Origin of the sequence: Micromonospora sp. KC213, from assembly GCF_004348325.1 — a bacterium.
GTDB lineage: Bacteria > Actinomycetota > Actinomycetes > Mycobacteriales > Micromonosporaceae > Micromonospora.
This window is the reverse complement of the sequence record NZ_SMKF01000347.1, coordinates 1-1,394: the sequence shown is the minus strand read 5'-3', so window position 1 is coordinate 1,394 and position 1,394 is coordinate 1. Positions and strand designations below refer to the sequence as shown.

Below are 1,394 nucleotides of genomic sequence, written 5' to 3'. Positions count from 1 at the left end.
GGGAGTGTGGATCTAACGGTGTTTCCGGCCTGACCTGCCGGGCGTTGTGCCTGGTGAGGAGGGTGCCGTGATGACCGCGACACTGAACGACCAGACCGGACGGAAGAAGCGGCCTGAGCTGTCGGCGGAGGCGAAGGCCGCCGCCGAGCTGGTCCGGGCGGCCAAGGAACAGGGCCTGTCTTTGACGGGCCCGGACGGGCTGCTCAAGCAGTTGACCAAGACGGTCCTGGAGACCGCGCTGAATGAGGAGATGACTGAGCACCTCGGCTACGAGAAACACGACCAGGCCGGCGTCGGGTCGGGCAACATCCGCAACGGCACCAGGCCGAAGACCGTGCTCACCGACAGCACCGGACCGGTGCAGATCGACGTGCCACGGGACCGGGCCGGCACGTTCGAGCCGCAGATCGTACGCAAGCGGCAGCGCCGCCTGTCCGGGGTCGACGAGGTCGTGTTGTCGCTGTATGCCAAAGGGCTGACGACCGGGGAGATCTCGGCGCACTTCGCGGAGATCTACGGTGCTTCGGTCAGCAAGGAGACGATCTCGCGGATCACCGACAAGGTCATCGAGGAGATGACCGACTGGTCGCATCGGCCGTTGGACGAGATCTACGCGGCGGTGTTCATCGACGCCATCGTGGTCAAGGTGCGTGACGGACAGGTCGCCAACCGGCCCTTCTACGCAGCGATCGGGGTCACCCTCGACGGTGAGAAGGACATCCTCGGCCTGTGGGCCGGCACGGGCGGTGAAGGCGCAAAGTTCTGGATGAGCGTGTTGACCGACCTGCGCAACCGCGGCGTGAAGGACGTGTTCTTCCTCGTCTGCGACGGCCTCAAAGGGCTACCCGAGGTGGTCACGAACGTGTGGCCGCAGACCGTAGTGCAGACGTGCGTGATCCATCTGATCCGCAACACGTTCCGGTTGACGTCGCGCAGGTACTGGGACGAGCTGAAGCGGGACATCAAGCCGATCTACACCGCCGTCAACGCCACCGCCGCCCGGGCGGCGTTCGACGACCTCGCAGACAAGTGGGGCAGCCGGTATCCGGCGGTGATCCGGCTGTGGGACAACGCCTGGGCGGAGTTCATCCCGTTCCTCGACTACGACGTGGAAATCCGGCGGGTGATCTGCTCGACCAACGCGATCGAGTCGTTGAACGCCCGCTACCGGCGAGCTGTGAAGGCCCGGGGCCACTTCCCCAACGAGCAGGCCGCGTTGGAGTGTCTGTACCTGGTGACCCGTTCCCTGGACCCCACCGGAGCAGGCAGAACCCGATGGGCGATGCGCTGGAAACCCGCGTTGAACGCCTTCGCCATCACCTTCAGCGACCGCTTCCCAGCCGCTGAAACCTACTAACCAAGACCGCCGGAAACACCGTTGGCGAGACAGCCCC

The 1,394-nt window shown here is 65.4% G+C and carries 1 protein-coding gene; it reads left to right on the top strand.

What is annotated here, in order from left to right:
- The first annotated feature begins 70 nt into the window (after window positions 1-70).
- Window positions 71-1,357, top strand: coding sequence for an IS256 family transposase (locus E1166_RS30540; RefSeq protein WP_132343256.1), 1,287 nt, complete (start codon window positions 71-73; stop codon window positions 1,355-1,357).
- Window positions 1,358-1,394 lie beyond the last annotated feature (37 nt).